General features: G+C 63.8%; 20 protein-coding genes and 1 tRNA gene. 14 read left to right on the top strand and 7 right to left on the bottom strand.

What is annotated here, in order from left to right:
* Window positions 1-14: 14 nt before the first annotated feature.
* The 3 genes from DTX69_RS18625 to DTX69_RS18615 all read right to left on the bottom strand — a co-directional run bounded on the left by DTX69_RS18625 (window position 15) and on the right by DTX69_RS18615 (window position 1,793).
* Window positions 15-719, bottom strand: coding sequence for an SDR family NAD(P)-dependent oxidoreductase (locus DTX69_RS18625; RefSeq protein ID WP_119303053.1), 705 nt, complete (start codon window positions 717-719; stop codon window positions 15-17).
* A 42-nt stretch (window positions 720-761) separates the two neighbouring features.
* Window positions 762-1,565: a hypothetical protein gene (locus DTX69_RS18620; protein WP_162917345.1), complete on the bottom strand. Its 804-nt coding sequence runs from the start codon at window positions 1,563-1,565 to the stop codon at window positions 762-764.
* A 152-nt stretch (window positions 1,566-1,717) separates the two neighbouring features.
* A tRNA-Ala gene (locus DTX69_RS18615) sits at window positions 1,718-1,793 on the bottom strand.
* Between the two features lie 253 nt (window positions 1,794-2,046).
* Between DTX69_RS18615 and DTX69_RS18610 the strand changes: the two genes are divergently transcribed.
* From DTX69_RS18610 to DTX69_RS18575, 8 genes are all read left to right on the top strand, one after another.
* Complete coding sequence (locus DTX69_RS18610; protein WP_119303051.1) at window positions 2,047-2,361, top strand: YggT family protein; 315 nt, start codon at window positions 2,047-2,049, stop codon at window positions 2,359-2,361.
* Between the two features lie 8 nt (window positions 2,362-2,369).
* Window positions 2,370-2,690: a DUF167 domain-containing protein gene (locus tag DTX69_RS18605; RefSeq protein WP_119303050.1), complete on the top strand. Its 321-nt coding sequence runs from the start codon at window positions 2,370-2,372 to the stop codon at window positions 2,688-2,690.
* A gap of 17 nt (window positions 2,691-2,707) precedes the next feature.
* The gene (folD, locus tag DTX69_RS18600; RefSeq protein WP_119303049.1) at window positions 2,708-3,616 is read left to right on the top strand and encodes a bifunctional methylenetetrahydrofolate dehydrogenase/methenyltetrahydrofolate cyclohydrolase FolD; all 909 of its coding nucleotides are present in this window, start codon (window positions 2,708-2,710) and stop codon (window positions 3,614-3,616) included.
* 333 nt (window positions 3,617-3,949) lie between these two features.
* A complete protein-coding gene (locus DTX69_RS18595; protein WP_119303048.1) occupies window positions 3,950-5,401 on the top strand; it encodes a GMC oxidoreductase in 1,452 nt (483 codons plus the stop codon).
* Complete coding sequence (locus DTX69_RS18590) at window positions 5,398-5,814, top strand: hypothetical protein (protein ID WP_162917344.1); 417 nt, start codon at window positions 5,398-5,400, stop codon at window positions 5,812-5,814. Before DTX69_RS18595 ends, DTX69_RS18590 begins: the two co-directional genes overlap by 4 nt.
* 78 nt (window positions 5,815-5,892) lie before the next feature.
* The gene (locus tag DTX69_RS18585; RefSeq protein WP_119303046.1) at window positions 5,893-6,258 is read left to right on the top strand and encodes a VOC family protein; all 366 of its coding nucleotides are present in this window, start codon (window positions 5,893-5,895) and stop codon (window positions 6,256-6,258) included.
* 136 nt (window positions 6,259-6,394) lie between these two features.
* A complete protein-coding gene (locus tag DTX69_RS18580) occupies window positions 6,395-6,847 on the top strand; it encodes a J domain-containing protein (protein ID WP_119303045.1) in 453 nt (150 codons plus the stop codon).
* An 89-nt stretch (window positions 6,848-6,936) separates the two neighbouring features.
* A complete protein-coding gene (locus DTX69_RS18575) occupies window positions 6,937-7,407 on the top strand; it encodes a J domain-containing protein (protein WP_119303044.1) in 471 nt (156 codons plus the stop codon).
* Window positions 7,408-7,568: 161 nt separating this feature from the next.
* On the opposite strand, the gene DTX69_RS18570 is transcribed toward DTX69_RS18575, so the two are convergent.
* Complete coding sequence (locus tag DTX69_RS18570) at window positions 7,569-8,777, bottom strand: argininosuccinate synthase (protein WP_119303043.1); 1,209 nt, start codon at window positions 8,775-8,777, stop codon at window positions 7,569-7,571.
* Between the two features lie 162 nt (window positions 8,778-8,939).
* Here DTX69_RS18570 and DTX69_RS18565 point away from each other — a divergent pair, with 162 nt between their 5' ends.
* Entirely contained in the window at window positions 8,940-9,131 is a 192-nt protein-coding gene (locus DTX69_RS18565) for a hypothetical protein (RefSeq protein ID WP_119303042.1), read from the top strand.
* 56 nt (window positions 9,132-9,187) lie between these two features.
* Window positions 9,188-9,526 carry a DUF1937 family protein gene (locus tag DTX69_RS18560; protein ID WP_119303041.1) on the top strand — a complete coding sequence of 113 codons (339 nt, stop codon included), beginning with the start codon at window positions 9,188-9,190 and terminating at the stop codon, window positions 9,524-9,526.
* Here the strand turns inward: DTX69_RS18560 and DTX69_RS18555 are convergent.
* Window positions 9,523-9,714, bottom strand: coding sequence for a hypothetical protein (locus DTX69_RS18555; RefSeq protein ID WP_119303040.1), 192 nt, complete (start codon window positions 9,712-9,714; stop codon window positions 9,523-9,525). The two genes, DTX69_RS18560 and DTX69_RS18555, sit on opposite strands and share 4 nt — an antisense overlap.
* 183 nt (window positions 9,715-9,897) lie before the next feature.
* Here DTX69_RS18555 and DTX69_RS18550 point away from each other — a divergent pair, with 183 nt between their 5' ends.
* Complete coding sequence (locus tag DTX69_RS18550; protein ID WP_119303039.1) at window positions 9,898-10,908, top strand: sodium:calcium antiporter; 1,011 nt, start codon at window positions 9,898-9,900, stop codon at window positions 10,906-10,908.
* Window positions 10,909-10,910: 2 nt separating this feature from the next.
* Here the strand turns inward: DTX69_RS18550 and htpG are convergent, their stop codons facing one another.
* Window positions 10,911-12,770, bottom strand: a complete 1,860-nt coding sequence (htpG, locus tag DTX69_RS18545) for a molecular chaperone HtpG (protein WP_119303038.1) — start codon at window positions 12,768-12,770, stop codon at window positions 10,911-10,913.
* 239 nt (window positions 12,771-13,009) lie between these two features.
* Here htpG and DTX69_RS18540 point away from each other — a divergent pair, with 239 nt between their 5' ends.
* Together DTX69_RS18540 and DTX69_RS18535 are read left to right on the top strand one after the other, a co-directional pair.
* Window positions 13,010-13,534, top strand: a complete 525-nt coding sequence (locus DTX69_RS18540; protein WP_162917343.1) for an invasion associated locus B family protein — start codon at window positions 13,010-13,012, stop codon at window positions 13,532-13,534.
* Window positions 13,531-14,616, top strand: coding sequence for a TIGR03032 family protein (locus DTX69_RS18535; protein WP_119303036.1), 1,086 nt, complete (start codon window positions 13,531-13,533; stop codon window positions 14,614-14,616). Before DTX69_RS18540 ends, DTX69_RS18535 begins: the two co-directional genes overlap by 4 nt.
* Window positions 14,617-14,639: 23 nt before the next feature.
* Here the strand turns inward: DTX69_RS18535 and DTX69_RS18530 are convergent, their stop codons facing one another.
* The gene (locus DTX69_RS18530; RefSeq protein WP_284735897.1) at window positions 14,640-15,131 is read right to left on the bottom strand and encodes an Lrp/AsnC family transcriptional regulator; all 492 of its coding nucleotides are present in this window, start codon (window positions 15,129-15,131) and stop codon (window positions 14,640-14,642) included.
* A 459-nt stretch (window positions 15,132-15,590) separates the two neighbouring features.
* Here DTX69_RS18530 and DTX69_RS18525 point away from each other — a divergent pair, with 459 nt between their 5' ends.
* A complete protein-coding gene (locus DTX69_RS18525) occupies window positions 15,591-20,195 on the top strand; it encodes an autotransporter outer membrane beta-barrel domain-containing protein (RefSeq protein ID WP_162917342.1) in 4,605 nt (1,534 codons plus the stop codon).
* Window positions 20,196-20,320: the final 125 nt, after the last annotated feature.

Genomic DNA, 20,320 nt, shown 5'->3' with positions numbered 1-20,320 from the left:
GCAACCCGGTCGGGCTAGCTGAGGCCCACCACCGGAATGGCCGCACCGTGGATCGCGCGCGCGGCGGGGGAACAGAGAAACAACAACACATCGGCCAGCGCTTTCGGCTCAACCCAGCGGGACGGGTCGGCCTTGGGCATGGCCGCGCGATTCTGCGGCGTGTCGATGATACTGGGCAGCACGCAATTCACGTTGATGTGCTCAGCCCGCAACTCGGCCGCCATGGACTCGGTGAGGCGGATGACGACGCTCTTGGATGCGACATAAGCGCCCATCTCCGCCTTGCCGCTCAAGGCGGAGAAGGCGCCGATATTGACGATCTTGCCGCCGCTCGCCTTCAGCATGTGCGGCACCACTGCGTGGCTCATGCGCAACACGGAGCCGGCATTCAGCTCCATCATGAAGTTCCATTTGTCAGCCGGAACCTTGTGCACCTTCTCGCCCATGTGAAAGCCACCGGCAAGGTTGCACAGCGCGTCGATCCTGCCGAAGCGCGCAATGGCCGCATCGACTGCGGCGGCGATCGAGGCGGGATCGCCGAGATCGACACGCTGCCGCAGCACATCGCCCGCGCCGGCAGTCGCGACCTCTTGCAGCGCATCCTCGTTGAGATCGAGCAGCACCAGATTCGCGCCGGCCGCAGCGAAGGCAGCAGACACCGCCTGCCCCAGATTGCCAGCGGCCCCGGTGATCATCACGGTCTGGCCTTTGAAGCTCATTGTCGCCTCCCGCGGGATTGCATGCGTTTGGCGACTACTATGTCATTCCTGACGGTCGAGGAGAACACCGGTCGATCGCCCGATCCACCACAGGAACAAGCCGAACAGGGCCGTGCTCGCCAGCGCGCTGTAGGCGATGCCATCGACACCGACCGCATTGCACATGTCGATCGCGAACTGAATCTGGCTGATCCGTTCGGGCGTTGTGTCAAGTCCGACCGACCAGTCCTCCACTTGCCAATAAGACAGGATGGGCAGGGCGATGAGCGAAATGGGCACAAATGCCAATGCGCGGATGCCGATCGCCAGCCAGTGCCGCCGGATCGCCTGCCAGGACTGGCTGATCAATCCCCGCGGGCCGAACCGCATGACGCAGGCCGGCGCGAAGATCGCCAGCACAAGCACGGCGATAAGGGCGAGACTCAAGAGGGCGGAGCAGAGAAAAACGATGGCCTCGATCGCGTCCTTGGATGCCGCATAGACCAGAGAGCTGTAGGTTGCGTCCTCACCGCTGCTGCTCCAGCTCGTGGTTTCGGAAGCTGCCTGAAGAGATCCGAGTAGATCGAGGAGTTCCAAGCCGACGCCGAGTAACACCGCGATCACAACAGTCAGGCGAAGGCCGCTGCGTCGGCGTATGCTGCCCCACGGTCCCTGTGGGAAGGCGCCCTCGGCGTACACCGCCGCAAGACACAGAACGGTGCCCAGGAACAGAGCCGGCCGAATCACAGTGTCCCAAATGCCGGACGCAAACGGATGCGTCGCCACATGCCGGCCGTCGATGAAGGCAAGCATGGCCGCGCCTACCACTAGCAGGACGACGCGTCCGGACGGCAGCCAAGATCTCACCTTTGAATCTTTCACCCCCTCAACCGTGCCGCGCGAAAGCAGCCCGCCAATAAGCGGAACGATAGTCGCGGGAGAGTGGGTAAGATACTAAATTTGGTTTGTTGGGCGGACTTCAGCGCGGCGATCTTTGCTCGGCTCACACGAGCGAAGCTTGGTGGACCCGATCAGAATCGAACTGACGACCTTCTCATTGCGAACGAGACGCTCTCCCAACTGAGCTACGGGCCCATCCGGCGGTCGAACGGGCGGGAATATGAGGAGGCGGCGGTGCGCTGTCAAGGATAACCCCCCGACTATGGCGGCCGTGGTATGGCAGAAGGCCCGCTGTTTCAAACTCTTAGCCGGCCGGCTGCGTGGGGCGCGGCGGGCTGCCCCGTCCCTTGCGTCAAGGCCTTGGCGCGGTTAGGTTTTCGCACCACATCCATGCCGCCGGCGCTGCTGATTCGTTCGGCGGCCGGCTTCACCCGGGGATCCGCACACAATGGACGTCATCGGCTTCATCTTTTATGTGCTGCATTCGCTGGCCCGGTTCTACGCCATCATCGTGCTGGTGCACGTGATCCTGAGCCTGCTGGTGGCGTTCAACGTCGTCAATGCGCACAATCAGTTCGTATCGATCGTCTGGCGTTTCACCGCCAGCCTGGTGGAGCCGGTGCTGGCCTATATCCGCCGGCTGCTGCCGTTCCTGCGCAACTTGGGCGGATTCGATCTCTCGCCGGTCATCCTGCTGATCCTGGTGCACGCGGTGGATATCTATTTCCTGCTGCCGATGACCGTGCCGGGCTATATGCGCTAGGCGTCGCGTTGCCTTTCCGCGCCTGCCCTGATGGCGTGCGCGTGCGCCTCAAGGTCACGCCGAAAGCGAAACGCGCTGGGATCGGCGGGCTTTTGGACGAGCCGGACAGCGCAAAAGCGCTGAAGGTCGCGGTGACGGCCGCACCGGAGGACGGCAAGTCGAACGCCGCATTGGTCGCGCTGTTGGCCGAGGAATGGGCTGTCGCAAAATCGGCCATTTCGGTCGTCTCCGGCGCAACCGATCGGCGGAAGCTGGTGGAGATTCGCGGCCCATCGCAGGAATTGCTGGCAAGATTGCAGCGCTGGCTCGCCGGCAGGAAGACCGAGTAAAGACTGACGAGGATTTCATGTCCGACCGCAAGATTGACGCCCTTGGGACCGATCCCAAGGTGATCGACGGCAAGGCCTTCGCCGTAAAGCTGCGCGAGAAGATCGCGCGCCAGGTGAAGCAGCTGCAGGCCGAGCGCGGCTTCACGCCCGGCCTCGCGGTCGTGCTGGTGGGCGAGGATCCGGCCAGCAAGGTCTATGTGCGCAACAAGGGCGAGCAGACCAAGGAATGCGGCATGGCGAGCTTCGAGCACAAGCTGCCGGCGACGACCACGCAGGCCGAGCTGCTCGCGCTCATCGATCAGCTCAACAAGGATCCCAAGGTCAACGGCATCCTCTGCCAGTTGCCGGTGCCGCAGCAGATCGACCCGCAGGCCATCATCAACGCCATCGATCCGGACAAGGATGTCGATGGTTTCCACGTGGTGAATGCGGGCCGCCTCGCGACCGGCGGTCAGGGGCTCGTGCCCTGCACGCCGTACGGCTGCCTGCTGCTGCTGAAGGACCGGCTGGGCGATCTCTCCGGCAAGCACGCGGTGGTGATTGGCCGCTCGAACATCGTCGGCAAGCCGATGGCGCAATTGCTGCTGAACGAGAGCTGCACAGTGACCATCGCGCATTCCAAGACGCGCGACCTGCCCGGCGAAGTGCGCCGCGCAGACATTGTCGTGGCTGCGGTCGGCCGACCCGAAATGGTCAAGGGCGACTGGATCAAGGACGGCGCCGTGGTGATCGACGTCGGCATCAACCGCATCGAGCGCGACGGCAAGGGCAAGCTGGTCGGTGACGTCGATTATGCGAGCGCGTACCCGAAAGCCGGCGCGATCACGCCGGTGCCAGGCGGCGTTGGCCCGATGACTATCGCGCTGCTGCTCAACAACACCCTGATCGCGGCCTGCCGTCAGCACGGCGTGAAGCTGCCGGACTAAGGACAAAGCAGCTAGCGACATTCCGGGACTGCGATTATCGCGGAACGGGACTCTCGTCCCGCCGGTGTCATTCCTGTAACAAGTGACGCACGGCGAACCGCACTTCGCCCGCCGGCGGACCAGCCCTGCTGGACGGACACGCACTCCGCTCTCATACTTTGCTCTGCTTACTTGGGGCGTATGTGTGCTTGCGTATCGATGGCAGGGCATAACCGAGCATTGATCGTGTGCGGATGATGTAACTCATCGCACGGTTCCCAGCCACCGACAGCAGGAGCTTGAGGTTTCGACCGGGCGACGGGGACGCTCGTTCCTTGCAACGAGGGCGTTGTCATGATCATCGACGAGTTGCCGGACCGCCAGTACCCGGTGGTCGTTGTCGGAACCGGATTCGGCGCTCTGTTCTTCGTCCATAAGCTCTTGCAGCTGCAGCCTGCGACCAAGGTCTTGATGCTGGAGCGCGGACCATTCCGATCCTGGGAGACGCAGGTCGCAGAGGGCCACAACTCCCACATTCGGTCCGACGAAACGTTCAAAGCGACGGGCATTCCCAAGTTCTGGAACTTTACCATCGCGTATGGCGGCGGCACCAACTGCTGGGGTGCCAACACGCCACGCATGCACCCCAACGACTTCCGACAGGGTACGCTCTATGGCCGCGGCCAGGATTGGCCGCTCTCCTACGATGATCTCGAGCCTTATTACTCGGCCGCCGAGCAGATCATGGACATCTCGGGACCGGACGATCTTCATCGAATCACGCCCCGGAGCCTGCCTTATCCGCAACCGCCCCACCGACTGTCCGCCGTCGACCGGATCATGAAGACGGCGCAGCCGGACATGCATTTCGCGCTGCCGAGCGCACGCTCGCGCGTGGCCACGAAGCAGCGGCCGCAATGTTGCGCGAGCTTCGATTGCGAGCATTGTCCGATCGGCGCCAAGTTCACTGTGCACAACGGCTTTGCCCATATCATGGATGCAACCAACGTCCTGACGCTGGTGGAGGCCGAGGTCATCGAACTCGAACGATCGAGCCCTTCGGCCATATCGGGCGTGCGATTCAGGTGGCGCGGGCGCGAGCATCGCGTCGGATGCGACGTCTGTGTGCTCGGCGCCAACGCAATCCATAGCCCCGCCATCCTGCTGCGGTCCGGATTCGATGACCCGCTGCTTGGGCGCGGCCTCAATGAGCAGCTCGGGGTCGCGGTGGAGGTGCTGCTCGACGGCCTCGACAGCATGGATGGCAGCACCATCTCCACGGGCGCGAACTACGCGTTCTACGACGGCCCGTTCCGGGCCGAACGGGGCGCCATCTTCATGGTGTTCGACAACGACTTTCCATACGGGTTGCGCAAGGAGTTCGGCCGCTGGCGCCAGACGCTCTCCATCAGGTCGGCGATCGCGGACGAGCTGAACGACGAGAACCGCGTGTCGGTGAATGAGCAGGGCGAGGCTGTCGTCCACTACGTCGGCAACTCGGCTTATACCGAGCGGGCGCTGGAGCACTATCTGGAGCATCTCCCCCAGGTTCTGGCGCCGCTGCCCGTCGAGAGGATTGTGGACAAGGGCCTGCGCAGAACGCAGTCTCATGTCCAAGGCACGCTGCGCATGGGCGCGCGCCCTGCCGACTCCGTGGTGGATGACGGACAGATCCACCACCACGTGCGCAACTTGGTGGTGGTCGGGACGAGCGTGATGCCGACCTGTCCCCCGGTCCAGCCGAGCCTGACCGCTGCCGCCCTGTCCCTGCGCGCAGCCGACTTGATGTTCGGAGCCCAGTCATGATGAACCGTCGAACATTCCTCGCGCTGGGCACGGCTGCCGGCGGCGCAATAGTACTGGGAACGGCGTTGGTCGTGGATGGATACCGGCGGTGGGTCATGAGCGTCCTCCGGGACTCCTTGCCCGGCCACTCGTTCGAGCCGGCGAGCCTCGCTCGTTTCATCGACGAGTACGAGTCGCTCCATGACGAGGCGCGGAAATTCCGGCTCTTCGGGGCTGCGGAAACGCTCCTCGAAGCAAGGTCACTGCTGCCGCAGCGCACGGCGGAGCGCATCCACAATGAAGAACGCCAGGTGCTGACGGAGTTCCTCGTTGGCTCAGACTTCTTCCAGAATCGCCCGGCCGGCGTGAAGACGATCACCTACAACGGCCGCGCGGTCGTCTGCAGAAGTCCATTTGCTGTCTTCGATCTCTAGCGGGCCGACCCCCTCCTATCTTGCCCGCCGCATCGGACTGTCGCACCCTCGGAGCTGGAGCCGACAAGGGAGGGACGAATGGCAACCGTGCGATACTTCGTGACAGACGTCGAGCATGCGGTCGCGTTCTACACCAAGAGCTTCGATTTCAAGGTGCAGCAGCAGTTCGGGCCGAACATGGCGATCCTCCGGCTGGGCGATTTGACGCTGTGGCTGGCTGGGCCGAACGCCTCGGCCGCGCGGCCGATGCCGGATGGCCGCACGCCGGAGCCGGGCGGCTGGAATCGCTTTGTGCTGGAGGTTGCCGACCTGTCCGCCACCGTCGCGAAGCTCAAGGCGGAGGGCATGCGCTTCCGCAACGACATCGTCACCGGGCCGGGCGGCCAGCAGATCCTCGTGGAAGATCCGTTCGGCAACGTGATGGAGCTGTTCCAGCCGGCGTGACGGCGGGCCCGCGCATCATACTTACGGTTAGTCTGCCCATCCGTCCGGCGCGGCTGTGCAGACCGAATCACAGGGGACTTGCAAAACGTGGTGGCCTAGCGTGGAGACATCCATTCACCACGCGCGAGGGCATCCCGTGATCCAGACCAATCGAAAGAAGGTTCTTCTCAAGGTCGCCGTCATGGTCGATGCCGGTGATGGCGAGCAGTTCGCTTACATGTTCGTGCCGCCGGGGCTGGACGTCGGAGAGGTGCTGAATGACGAGCGCGCATTCCTGCAGTTCGAGCGCGTGGATGGGACGGTCGCAATGATCGGGAAGAAGTTCATCCGCTCAGTCGTGCCGATCGACAGCGGCCGGGCGATCGATCCGATGGATCCCTATGACGTGCTTGGCATCACAGCGTCGGCCAGCGACGTCGAGGTGCAGGAGGCCTATCGCCGCGCCGTCAGCGGCGTGCATCCCGACCGCTTCTTGTCCCTGGGGCTGCCGGCCGAGTTCATGGAGCTGGCGACCCGCCGCACCGCGCGGCTCAACGACGCCTATGGCAAGGTCAAAGCCCTGCGGCAGGGGCAACGGCAGGCCGCGTAGCCCATACGGGCAGCACTGCGCCTTTACCACTTGGAAAGCATGTCGGGCCTAGCCTTGATCGGGTATATCCGTTCGGGATAGGCCGATCCGTGCTCGAGACCAACCGCAACAAGAAGCAGCGCCGCAAGATCGCCGTCAGCCTCGATACCGGCGAAGGCGAGGAGCTGGTCTACATGTTCGTCTATCCGTCGGAGCGCGTGATCGACACGCTGAACGACGACCGCGCCTTCCTGCCGTTCGAGCGGCCGGACGGCTCGCTTACCATCGTCGCCAAGAAGATCATCCGCCGCCTGTCGCCGATGGACCTGTCGCGCCAAGTCAATCTCCGTGATCCGTATGATGTCCTGGGCGTGCCGATGACGGCGACGGACAGCGAGGTGCAGGAGGCCTATCACCGCGCCGTTGCGGCGGTGCATCCCGACCGTGTGCATTCGCTCGGTCTGCCCGCCGACTTCCTCGAGATGGCCACTCGCCGGGCGGCGCAGATCAACGACGCATATCGCAAGATCAAGTCACTGCGGAAGGCGGAGGCCGCAGGCACGCAGAGCGAGCCGGCGTAGCGACCGCTCTCTCGCATCACAATCCCATCACCGTCATGGTCGGACTTGCTCCGACCATCCACGAGTTTCGATGGGCAGCGCTCAGCGGCGGCAAGCAAATTCGCGGATGGTCGCGCCAAGCACGACCATGACGAAAGGCGTGGACCGTATGCCTGCGCTCTCTACCCCCGGCCGCATTTCAGCAGGCGCAGGCGCAGCGCGTTGAGCTTGATGAAGCCTGCGGCGTCGCGCTGGTCGTAGACCTGGTCTTCCTCGAAGGTCACGTGGGCGAGGCTGTAGAGGCTCTTCGAGCTCTGGCGGCCGACCACGATGGCGTTGCCCTTATAGAGCTTCATGCGCACGATGCCTTCGACATGCTCCTGGCTCTTGTCGATCAGGGCCTGCAGCATCTCGCGCTCGGGCGAGAACCAGAAGCCGTTATAGATCAGCTCCGCATAGCGCGGCATGATCTCGTCCTTGAGGTGCGCCGCGCCGCGGTCCAGCGTGATGCTTTCCATCGCGCGATGCGCGTGATGCAGGATTGTGCCGCCCGGCGTTTCATAGACGCCGCGCGATTTCATGCCGACAAAGCGGTTCTCCACCAGGTCGAGGCGACCGACGCCGTTGGCCTTGCCCAGCGCGTTGAGCTTGGTAAGCAGCGTCGCAGGCGACAGCTTCTCGCCGTCGATGGAGACGGGATCGCCCTTCTCGAACCCGATCTCGATGTAAGTGGGCTTGTCCGGCGCCGCCTCGGGCGAGATGGTGCGCTGATAGACGAATTCCTCCGGCTCGTGCCACGGATCCTCGAGCGCCTTGCCCTCGCTGGAGGAGTGCAGCAGGTTGGCATCGACCGAGAACGGCGCCTCGCCGCGCTTGTCCTTGGCGATCGGGATCTGGTTCTTCTCGGCAAACTCGATGAGCTTGGTGCGGCTGGTCAGCTCCCACTCGCGCCAGGGCGCGATCACTTTGATGTCCGGGTTGAGGGAATAGTAGGTGAGCTCGAAACGAACCTGGTCGTTGCCCTTGCCGGTCGCGCCGTGGGCGACTGCGTCGGCACCGGTCTCCTTCGCGATCTCGATCTGGCGCCTGGCGATGAGGGGCCGCGCGATCGAGGTGCCGAGCAGATACGTCCCTTCATAGAGCGCGTTGGCGCGGAACATCGGGAAGACGTAGTCGCGAACGAAGGTCTCGCGCAGGTCTTCCACATAGATCTGCTTGATGCCGAGCATCTCGGCTTTCTTGCGCGCGGGCTCCAGCTCCTCGCCCTGGCCGAGATCGGCGGTGAAGGTCACCACCTCGCAGCCATAGGTGGTCTGCAGCCACTTCAGAATGACGCTGGTATCGAGCCCGCCGGAATAAGCCAGCACGACCTTGTTGATTTTCTTGGCCATCACGCCCCTCAGGTCCCAAAAAGCGCGGCGGAGTATAGGGAGAAAGCGGGAGCCCGCAAGGGCTCCGGCCCATGGGGCGCAAGTCATACCAAAGGATGAGTGGTCAAAGGATGATTGGAACTCGCAGCGGCCTCAATCAGTTGTTAAAGTCTAGGGAGGAGCATGGATGACAGAGCGCCGCTTTCCTGGAAAGTCGGCAAGGCCCTGAACGGGCGGGAGTTGGTGATGGCCAGTAAGCATCGGCGTTTACGCGATTTCTTCGAATTCGATTTCTTCAGCGCGTTTCTGGCGTTTCTGTCCGGAACGCAAATGGAACCAAAGCCTATCCCGGCAAAGGTGCGGCGCCATCGTTAAGCTCCAAGCCTATCGCCTCGGAAACGACGGGCGATAAACTCGGCTGGAGTGTCTCCATGTGGATCATGGTCGGCGGGCCCTACTCCACGGCCGCCAAATCCGCGGCGGATCGCGCCGCCAATCTCCAACGGATGAATGAAGTGGCCCTGGCCGTCATGCGCAAAGGGCACGTGCCGATCATCGGGATCAATCTCGCCTTGCCGCTGATCGCGGCTGCCGGCGGCGATGCCGCCGCCGAGGCGGAGATCATGATGCCGTTGTCTTTGGCGCTGGCGGATCGATGCGATGCGTTCCTGCGGATTGCCGGCGAGTCGGCGGGCGCGGATCAGGAGATGAGGCGGTTCGTCGCGGCCGGGAAGCAAGTGTTTCGAAGCGTGGAGGACGTGCCGGGCTAGCCGCGCCGTTTCCTCATGGCCTTTGCGGTGCCGGCCATGATGGCGGCACAGACGACCGCGACAAGGATCAGGGGCACCGAGACGTGGGTATGCTCGAAGTAGACGATCGCGTAGAAGCCCGAAACGAGAAGAACGGCCCCGCAGATCGCGATCACGAGCACGCCGACTAGGCCACGGTTTTCGCGCATCCCCGCTTACTCCTTCGACCAATCCAGCAGAAGCCGCTGCAGAGAAGGCGAGGATACCACCGTCGTCGCCGGAATCGCGATGGTACGCGGTGGCCTTGTGATAAGCCACTGGTCCAAGTAGTTAGGAGCTTGCTTCCGACTCCCGATTCACGCCGGATGGGGGGCCACCATGGACGAGCTGACATGCAGGACCTGGTGACGATCTGGGGGGCGCTGGCGCTGGCGCTCGCCGTGACAGGCGCCGCCGGCACGGTGCTCTCCCATTATGGCGACGTGATCTCCAGCAAGACCGGATTGTCCGGGAGCTGGATCGGGCTTGTCCTCATGGCCACCATCACGTCGCTGCCGGAGCTATCGACCGGCATCAGCGCGGTCACGATCGGCCAGGCCCCGAACATCGCGGCGGGCGATGCCCTGGGAAGCTGTGTGTTCAACCTCGTCATGTTCGCCCTCCTCGACATGATGCTGCGCGACAAGCCGCTCTATGCGGAGATCAGCGATTCACATACGCTGGGCGCGACGTTCGGCATCGTGCTGATCGGCATCGTTGGCCTCGGGATCCTCATCGCGCCGCTCGGCGCGCCCTTCGCCCTTGGCCACGTGGGCATCGTCACGCCGGTGCTGGTCGTCGCCTACGCCTACATCATGTGGGCGGTGTTCCTGCGCGAACGCGAGGCCAATGCCATGGCGGAGCTGATCGACCGCTATCCGGAGATCACCCTGCGGACTGCGGTGACGCGCTATGCCATCGCGGCACTGTTCGTGGTGGCTGCCGGCATCTCTCTGCCCTTCATCGGCAAGGAGCTGTCGAGCGCCATGGGCTGGTCCACCAGCTTCGTGGGCACGCTGTTCGTCGCTGGTGTGACCTCGGCACCGGAGCTGGTCGTCACTGCCGCAGCCATGCGCATCGGCGCCATCGACATGGCCGCAGGCAATCTGCTGGGCAGCAATCTCTTCAACATGCTCGTCGTAGCGATCGATGATCTGGCGTTCCTGGACGGGTCGCTGCTCGGCAGCATCAGGCAGGTCCACGCGAGCTCGGCGCTCTCCGCCATCGTCATGTCCGCCGTGGTGATCGCCGCCCTGCAATCCCGCGCTCACCGCAAGATCTACCGCCTGCCCAGCCTGCCCAGCGTCGTCCTGATCGCGGTCTACGCCGTCAACGCGTGGGTGCTGTTCAGGGATGGCGGGTGAGGTTAAGCGAACGCCCTACTGAGCACTTCGCCCAACCTTTTCGCAAACGCCGTCGGATCGTTGAGCACTTCGCCTTCCTGGATGCGGGCCTGATCCAGGAGCAGCCAGGAGGCGTCGGCGACCGCTTCGCCTTTGCCGCTGGAGACAGCCTTGGCGAGGGCTGCGACCACCGGATGTGATCCATTGATCTCCAGCACGCGCGGCATCAGCGTGTCGATGCGCTTGTGCTGCTGCAGGAGGCGGGCGAGGCGCATGTCCATGTCGCCCTCGTCGGCGACCAGGCAGACCGCACTGTCGGTCAGGCGCTGCGAGACGCGCACATCCTTCACTGCGTCCTTCAGAGTCAGCTTCATGAGCGCAACGAGATTGTCGATGCCGGCGGCGGCAGGTTCCGGCTTCTTCTCCTCCGCCTTCGCATCGCCCTTGATCGAATCCAGATCCGCGCCGCCGCGGGTCACGGACCTGAAGGTCTTGCCCTCGTATTCGCCGACAGCGGGCACCCAGAACTCGTCCACCGGATCGGTAAGCAGCAGTACCTCGACGCCCTTGGCGCGGTAGCCTTCAAGCTGCGGCGAGCGGGCGGCGGCTTCGAGCGAATCGCCGGTCAGGTAGTAGATCGCAGTCTGCCCTTCCTTCATGCGGCCGATATAGTCGGCGAGCGAGACCAGCGAGTCTCCGCTGGTCGAGCGGAAGCGCGCGAGCTTGATGAGCGCATCCTTGTGCTCGGCATCCTCATAGATGCCTTCCTTGAGCACGGCGCCGAAATCATTCCAGAAGGCGGCATAGGCGTCGGGCTCGTTCTCCGCGCGCTTCTTCAAGTAGTCGAGCACGCGCTTGACGGCGCCTTGCCGGATCTTGGTCAGCACGGGATTGTGCTGCAGCATCTCGCGGCTGATGTTGAGCGGAAGGTCTTCCGAATCCATCAGGCCCTTGACGAAGCGCAACCAGAGCGGCAGCAGCTCCTCGCAATGATCGGTGATGAAGACGCGCTTCACATAGAGCTTCAGCGACTGCTTGCGGTCGGGATGGAACAGATCGAACGGCTTCACCGTCGGGATGAAGAGGAGCCCGGTATATTCGATCTTGCCCTCAGCCTTGAAATGCAGCGTGCCCCACGGTTCGTCGAAGGCGTGGGCGACGTGCCGATAGAAGTCGCGATACTGCTCTTCGGTGATGTCGGATTTGGAGCGGGTCCATAGCGCCGCGGCCTGGTTGACCTTCTCTTCCTTGCCGCCTTCGATCAGCTTGATCGGCAGGGCGATGTGATCTGAATACTTGGTGATGATGGTGTTGACGCGGGCCTTTTCCAGGAACTCCTCCGCATCCTTCTTGATGTGAAGGATGACGTCGGTGCCGCGACCCGCACGCTCCGCTTCGCCGATCTCGAATTCGCCCTTGCCGTCGCTGATCCACTGCCAGGACAGGGTCTCGCCGGCCTTGCGGCTGACGACCGTCACCTTGTCCGCCACCATGAAGGCAGCATAGAACCCGACGCCGAACTGGCCGATCAGGGATACGTCTTTCGATTTACCTTCCTCGAGCGCCTGCACGAACTGCGCAGAGCCCGAGCGCGCGATGGTGCCGAGGTGCGAGATCAGGTCCTCGCGGTTCATGCCGATGCCGTTGTCGGAAACGGTCAACGTCTTTTTGGCCTGGTCGAGGGTGACGGTGACCTTGAATTCGGGGTCATCGCCAAGGACGCCCGGCTCCGTGAGGCTGAGATAGCGCAACTTGTCGCAGGCGTCGGACGCGTTGGAGATGAGCTCGCGCAGAAAGACCGCGCGGTCGCTGTAGAGGGAATGGGCGACGATATCCAGGAGCCGCGAAACCTCGGCCTGGAACCCGAGCTTTTCCATTTTCATGGCCTGATCCCGATGAAAGTTCTTGGGTAAATGGCAAAATCCGCGCGCTCATATGAGCCATTGCCGCCAGCTCTTCAAGGGGTCGGCCGGCCGGCCGACGGTAAAGCCCTTGGCAGGCCGCATGGATTTCGGCATAGCTGCGCAGGGGATAAACCACGGGGGCAACCCACGGGGCAACCCACAGGATCGAGGCCAGAATGGATTTTTTGAAAGTCATGGCACTGGCGGTCGCGGCCGCGATGATGATCGGCGGCAGTGCCGTCGCGCAGGAGACACAGCAAGCTCCCGCCGCAACCACCACACCGGCGGCGGCCAAACCGGAGAAGTTCAAGGACTGGGATCTCTACTGCCCGCAACCACAAGCCGCGAATGAGCCGCGGATCTGCGAAATCCGGACCATCATCATCGACAAGAACGGCAGGCGGCTGGGCGCCCTTGCGGTGGCCATGGTCCCCAAACCGGAAACGAAGGAGTGGTCGGCGATCGCCAGCGCTCTCGTGCCGCTGGGCGTCGACCTGACGGCCGAGCCCGCCATGAAGATCGATGAGGGCCAGCCGATGCAGCTCAAGTTCTTGCGCTGCCTCCAGCACGGCTGCGAGGCGATGACCCCGCTCTCGGCGGAACAGCAAACCGCGATGCGCGGCGGCGCCAAGGCCAAGGTTGGCGTTGGGGTCGGCGGCGGGCGGAACGCGGTGTTCGAATTCTCGCTCAGTGGCTTCACGGCAGCCCTGGATGCCTTGAAGAAGCGCAGCGGCGTCAAATGAGCGAAGGCGCGGACAGTCCGGCGGGTGGGGAGGACGGTTCGATCAAGACCGAGATCACCTGCTCGCGCGGCCTGGCCGGCTGGCTGGTGGCGCACGATGTGAGCCTCGCTTTCACCTCCTATCAGACCGGCCAGCTGTTCCTGGTCGGCGTGCAGGCCGGCGGCGTGCTTTCCGTCAACCAGATCGGCTTCACGCGCGCGATGGGCCTGTGGGCCGGCGAGCAGCGCATCTATCTGGCGGCGCTGGCGCAGGTCTGGCGGCTGGAGAACATGCTGAGACAGGGCGAGCGTGCCAACCAGCATTTCGATCGCTGCTTCGTGCCGCGCAACGCGCAGACCACCGGCGACATCGACGTGCACGAGTTGGCGGTGCAGCCCAACGGCCGCGTGGTCTTCGTCAACACGTCGTACTCCTGCCTGGCAGAATTCGATCTGACGCATTCGTTCCGCCCGATCTGGAAACCGCCTTTCATCAGCAAGCTGGCGCCGGAGGATCGCTGCCACTTGAACGGCCTCGCCATGCAGGACGGCAAGGCGCGCTACGTGACGGCGGTGTGCCGCAGCGACGTGGTGAACGGCTGGCGCGACCGGCGCGCGGAGGGCGGCATCCTGATCGACCTCAAGGACGACCGCATCGTCACGGAAAAGCTTTCCATGCCGCATTCGCCGCGGGTCTGGAACAACCGTCTCTGGGTGCTCGATTCCGGCCGCGGTTATCTCTGCGAAATTGACGCGCAAAGCGGAAAGGCGCGGGATCACGCTTTCCTGCCCGGCTTCCTGCGCGGTCTCGCGTTCCATGGGCCAGCGGCGATCGTCGGCCTGTCGCTGCCGCGCGACCGGAGCTTCTCGGGGCTTGAGCTCGACGACAACCTGAAGAAGAAGGATGCCGATCCCTGGTGCGGCATCCAGATCATCGACCTCCGGACCGGCGACGTCTTGCAATGGCTGCGGCTCGAAGGACTGGTGCGCGAGCTGTTCGATGTCGCCGTCATTCCCGGCGTGCGCTGTCCGATGGCGGTTTCCCCACAGGCGCAGGAGTTTGCTACCACCGTCACGCGGGTGGAGGAGTTCGGGGCGCTGTAGGGGCGGGCCGCGCGTCGAAGCGCTCAGCACTTCAGCGGCAAGGCCGGCGTATCCTTGTGGGAGCTGAGCGTGATCACTGTATGGGTGCGAACCACGCCCGGCACGGCCTTCAGGCGGTTGGTGAGCAGCGCTTCGAACGCGGCGGTATTCTTCACCCGCACCTTGAGCAAGAAGTTCCAGTCCGACGCGACATGATGGCACTCCTGGACCTCGGGAATCTGGCTGACCAGGTCCAGGAAGGCGGGTGAGTTCTCCGGCCGGTCGATCAGGACATAGACAAAGGCCAGCAGGTCCAGCCCAAGCCTGTCCGGCGCCAAGCGTACTTGCCAGCCCTGGATGACGCGGCGCTGCACCAGCTTGCGAATGCGTTCATTCACGGAAGAGACAGCGAGCCCCACCAGCCTGCCGATCTCTGCATGCGAGAGATGGCCGTCCCGCTGCAGGGCATCCAGAATCATCAGGTCTGTTGCATCAAGCGGCTGAATCGAGGCCGCCAGGTCCGGCTGATTGCGCACGCGCCATTCCCCCACTGGTTGGCTACTCCAGCCGCCACCGCGCCGAGTTCATCGCGGGCGGACTGGACTGCTGTAGTCGTCCGAATCGCTCGGCTGGACAGACGCGGAAGTTTGCGGTCGCCCGCGGTGGGGCGAAAGTCACTTCTTTGATGGGACTACATCAAATCCCGGCTCTGGCCTCCCGCTCATATATGCTGTCAACCTCCGGAAAGTAGCTGGTCAGGCGATGAACAGCCTCGCAGACCAACACAGGTGGCCGAAAAAATTTCGTCCATGGCCCGCCCGCGCGCCGCATTTCCGAAGATTTTTCGACGCCATCGGGACCCGCGGCGCTTTTTCGAACGCTTGATGGAATTCCATCAGATCCGCGCCTGACCTGCCATCCTCGTTTCGGCATTCTCTCGACCGCAAGGGGATCAAATCCACAGACAGCAGGATCAGCGAAAGGGACCCATGGTCTTGAATCGCAGGGCCCGCCGCGCAGCACGCGCGAGCGGAAAGGCGGCTTATCGTTTCGAAACGCACGCAGTTCCGCCCAAGGTGCGGTCCGCATTGCTGCTTGGCGCGTCGGGTCTTGCCGTGGCAATTGCCCTGGCAACAGGCGATCCGGCCCGAGCTCTCGACGAGTGCGGCGCTCCGGCGGGCGTGCCGCCCTCGGTCACTTGCAACAATGACGGCGTGCCGGCAACCGACGCCAACCCATATCCCGGCGGCATCCAATATCAGGTGATCGACCTCACCGTCGTGGTGGTAGACGGCGCGATCATCGACACAACCGGCGCGGCGGGCGAGCCGGGCGGCGTCATTTCCGGCGGCGACGGAAATTACGGCGACCTCGTGATCAAGGCCGGCACCAGCGGCGGGGCGGGCATTACCATCAGCACCGACGACGACAACGCCGAGGGCATCTATGCGCGGTCGAACGACGGCTCGGTTGCCATCGCCTCCACCGGCGACATCTCCACGGATGGTGAGGATTCCACCGGTATCTACGCTTACGCCAAGGGCGCCGGAGCAAGCGCGACAGTAACCTCGAACGGCGACATTACCACTCAAGGCAACGATTCCGACGGCATCTTCGCGCGGTCAGACACGGGTGGAGTCAAGATTTCCTCGACCGGCGACATCACAACCGGCGGGACCGATGCCGATGGCATTTTCGGCAGGGGCTATTCGTCCACGACGATCTACTCGACTGGTAACGTCACGGCCACGGGAGCTCTCGCCGGCGGCATCGCCGGCACGGCGCTGGCGGGCCAGATCGTCCTGGTGTCAGAGGGCGATATCTCGACCGACGGTCCCCTGGCGCCGGGCATTGCAGCCTTTGGCATCTCCGGCGCGACCATCACCTCGACCGGCGACATCACCGCCAAGGGCAACAGTTCCGGCGGCATCGCCGGGAGCGCTCTGGGCGGCATCGTCACCATCTCGTCAACCGGCGCAGTCTCCACTCTGGGCGACAACGCGACGGGCATTCTCGGCAGTGCACTGGCCGGAACAGTCATCATCTCATCGAGCGGAGACGTCTCGACGAATGGAGACAATGCGTCCGGCATTCGCGCCAGTGGCCTCGACGGGGCAGGTATCACCTCGAACGGTAACATCTCGACTAAGGGCGACGGTGCCGATGGCATCAACGCCTATTCCAAGGACGCCGATGTCGCTGTGACCTCGAGCGGCGAAATTTCCACGCAAGGCATGGATGCCGCGGGCATCGAGGGCCGATCGGCCGGCGGTGCTGTCACGATCGCATCGACCGGTGGCATCGTGACCAAGGGCGGCGGTGCGGACGGCATCTCCGCCGAGGCGGACACCTTCGTGCTGGTTATTTCATCCGGCGACATAACGACGGGCGGCAACGGCGCCCGAGCCATTGATGCCGATGCCGGCACAGGCAGCGCGAGCGTCTACTCAAGCGGCGACATAAAAACCAACGGCGGCGGCGCCGACGGCATCGCTGCGACATCCATTGGCTCTTTCGTAACGGTAGCGTCGAACGGCGAGATTTCTGTCGAGGGCGGCGGCGTCGCCGGCATCCATGCATACGCGTTTACCGGACACAGCACAGTCGCGTCAGCGGGCGACATCACTGCAAAAGGCGGCGGCGCGACCGGTATTCACGCGGAGTCCTACAATTCGTTCGTCACCGTGACGTCTGACGGTAACATCGCGGCGCAGGGCGGTAGCGCGACTGGGATTTATGCATATGCCGCCGGCGCTGCTGCGGCGAGCAAGGTCACCTCGATCGGGAACATCGCAGTTACCGGCGGTGGCCCGGCGGGCATCCATACGAAATCCGCCAGCGGATCGGCGATCATATATTCCACCGGCAATATCGCAATCACCGGAGCCAGCGGGTTCGGCCTCTACGCCGGTGGGGCCCTCAGCGGGGGCATCGTTTCGAAGGGCGACGTCATGACCAAGGGCAACGGGACGGTTGCGCTCTTCGCGACGGCTTCGGCTGGTACCGCCGGCGTCTATTCCGAGGGCTCCGTTACCACCTCGGGAAGCGGAGCGCTCGGCATCTATGCTCAGGCCCCGGGCGAGGTTCTCATCCTCTCGGCAGGCGACATCTCGACCAGCGGAGATCTGGCGCAAGGCATCTTCGCCAAATCGACCGCCGCGCTTTCCAAGATCGTGTCGGTCGGCGACGTCACGACCGATGGCGACGGCGCAATCGGCATCCATAGCTACGGCTCCACCTACGCCGTCATCTACTCGACAGGTGCCGTTTCGACCTCCGGCAATGCCGCCGTCGGCCTTCTTGCCAACGGCCCGGGTATCAGCATCGTGCTCTCCGAGGGCAACGTCTCCACCATCGGTTCTTCTGCGCACGGCATCCATGCCAGCGGCAACCTGCTGACCGGCGCCCAGTCTACCGGCGACATCTCGGTCGCAGGCGACGGCGCCAGCGGCATCATCAGCACCTCCGGCGGGGACAAGAGCATTGTGGTTTCGAGCGGCAACATCTCGACCACCGGCGACGGCACCTTCGGCATCCTCGTGAATGGCGCCACGACTGCCCAGGCGGTATCGCAAGGCAACATCTCGGTCACCGGCGACGCTGCGACCGGCATCTTCGCGACTGGCGCGGGCGGAGACGTGCTGCTGGTCCAGTCCGGCAACATCCTTGCGCCCGGCGACGGTTCCGACGGCGTGTTCGTGGTCGCGGCCGCCGGCGCAGCGACCGTCATCGTCCAGGGCGACATCATGGGCGGCGGGGGCACCGGACAGGGCATCTTCGTCAGTGCACTCAATGCCTCTACGCTGGGTATCGGCGGTTCCGTCGGCGCCTTGAGCGACTTCGCCATTCGGGGCGACATCGAGGATCTCGCCATCACCAACGTCGGCACCATTACTGGTTTCTTCGACCTGGGCGCCGGCGCGGATGTCCTCGCCAACATGTCGCCGACCAGCATCAACCTGCGGCATTTCGCCGACACTGACGGCGATGGCGTGCGTGACACCGAAGGGGTGGCGATCGGGGATTTCGGAGCCGGTAGTGACACGGTGGAGAATATCGGGACCCTGCGCCTGTCGAGTGTCAGCGGTGCGACGTCGTGGAACACGACGGGCCAGATCATGCACCCCGGCGGCGGCAACGCGGACATCACGCAGGAAGGCGTGGAGCAGGGGTTCCTCACCAACCTCGAGTTCTTCGTGCATTCAGGGCTTATTACGCTACAGGACGGCGTGGCGGGCGACCTGCTGGTGATCACCGACCAGACGGACGGGGCGGCGGCGGGCAACAACGTTTTTACAAGCAATGGCGGGCGCCTGGCCTTGGACGTGGTGCTGGATGACGGATCGAGCGGCCAGTCCGACGTGCTGATCCTGGACAACGCCGTGACAGGCACTGGTGCGACTGCCATTTCGATCATCAACGCCGGCGGCAGCGGCGGCCAGACGACCGGCGACGGCATCCTGGTTGTGAATGTACGGACTGCATCGGACGCGGATGCCTTCGCGCCCGCCGGCCCGGCGGTGGCCGGTGCATACCAATATGACCTGTTCTTCCAGAACCAGGCGAAAACCGACCAGAACTGGTACCTGCGGTCGAGTTTCTTCGACGGGGCGCTGGAGTATCCCGCAATTGCGACCGGCGCGCTGCTCACCTGGTATTCGGATCTCGGTGTGCTGCACGAACGGCTGGGTGGGGTCCGGCGCGCGACCGAAGCGGGACAGGCAGCAACCTTGCCGCTGGTCACCACCGCGGCCGGCGACACCAGTACGGCGCGCATGAATGACAGCGGCCAAGCCGGGTGGTTGCGCGTGATCGGCGCCGACATGGATGTCGAGCAGCACGGACCGGCAGACTTCGATCTCGACACCGTGCGGGCGGAGGCGGGGTTCGACATCGGGTTCGACAATGTGCTGAGCGACGACTGGCTGGTTCTCGGCGCCTTCGCCGGCTACGGCTGGGCGTCGGTCGGGTTCGAGCAGTCGAGCGCGGACATCGACTTCGACATCGCCACCATCGGTGCCTATGCCACCTACTTCCGTGGCCCCTATTATCTTGACGCGCTCGTGAAGTTCGACTGGCTGGATGGTGACTACAATTCCGAGAATGTGAGCGAAGATGGCGATGTTGAGATTCCGGTCATCGGTCTGTCATTGGAGACCGGTTATCGCTTCGACTTGACCGAAGGCGGGCTCTATCTCCAGCCGCAGGCACAACTCGTCTATGCCCATGCCGGCGGTGACAGCTTCACCGACGACAGCGGGGCTGAGATCAAGCTGGAGGATGCGGACTCCCTGCGTGGCCGCCTCGGGCTCCGCATCGGGCAGGAACTCAGCACCACCGCCGGCGCACGTGCTGAGCCGGTGAAAGGCAACTTCTACTTCGAAGCGTCGGTGAACCAGGAGTTCCTGGGCGAGACCGATGCAAGGGTTTCGGGCCGGATCATTGAGCAGGAGTTGCCGGACACTACCTTCGAGGTGGGCGCCGGGTTTGATATCGCGCTGCCGAAGGACGGCGTCAGCTTCACCATCGATGCCGATTACATCTTCGGCGACGATGCCGAAGGCGTCGCGGCAACCGGCGGGATCCGCATCAGCTGGTAGATCGGCGTCAACCGGCAGATCGACGACGGATCCGCGAGGAGTCCGAAAAACTGATGGCATTCCATCAAAAAGTGCATAGACGAACCAGCGCGCTTTCGGCACGCTTCCTGGTCGTGGGGACTTGA

This window comes from Dongia deserti, from assembly GCF_003574735.1.
GTDB lineage: Bacteria > Pseudomonadota > Alphaproteobacteria > Dongiales > Dongiaceae > Dongia_A > Dongia_A deserti.
This window is presented reverse-complemented; position numbering and strand designations above follow the sequence as displayed.